The 734-nt window shown below is 40.6% G+C and carries 1 pseudogene; it reads right to left on the reverse strand.

What is annotated here, in order from left to right:
- Positions 1–734, reverse strand: a pseudogene (locus HM982_RS18415) (hypothetical protein); the annotation flags it as partial.

The following is a 734-nucleotide window of genomic DNA, read 5'->3' on the forward strand; positions in this document are numbered from 1 at the left end:
ACAATGTAGTTGTCTGGGTTTTGACTGTCTAGAATAAATTCATCATTATCCGTAAGGTCAAACTGAGCACTATCATTAGCTGGGTTACCATCGGTTTCCATATTATCATCACAGGTTTCTTGCACAATAGGTTCCATATCTGGATTAGCCTGTGCGGCCTCCTGAACTTCGATATAAAAACTCTGCGTACTAATTGAACAGCCGGTAACATTATTGGTAATCGTTACAAAAATCTGCTGTGGGTTAACCGTGTTGGTATAAGGACTTACTAGGTCATTAGTTCCGGCTTCGGCATCAGCTAAACTCGCATGATAGCTTACTATAAATTGCGTCGCGTCTTGTCCGTTTAAGACTTCTTCGTCTTTTGTTGATAAATCAAAAGTATCAATATTATCGGTGAATAATTCACATTGGATAAAGTCCGTTACCGCAACGACGCTTGGTAATGGGTGTACCACAATAGTAAAGTCTACTAACGCATAACAACCCGTCGCATCTTTAGTCATACGCACATAGATTTCTTGCTCTAAAGGTGTTGTATTTGTATAGGCTGTTGGGTCTACTATCGCGTTAGTACCTGTGTTAGCTTCATTTTGTGTCTCGTGATACGTGATGGTCACTCCTGCTTCGCCGTTTTGGATAAGCACTTCGTTTTCGGTTAAATCAAATTCCTCTAAACCATCGCCGGTATTAACATCATCACAACGTTCTATAGTCGGTAAAAACTCACTGGC

Source organism: Winogradskyella vidalii (assembly GCF_013403955.1).
Lineage (GTDB): Bacteria > Bacteroidota > Bacteroidia > Flavobacteriales > Flavobacteriaceae > Winogradskyella > Winogradskyella vidalii.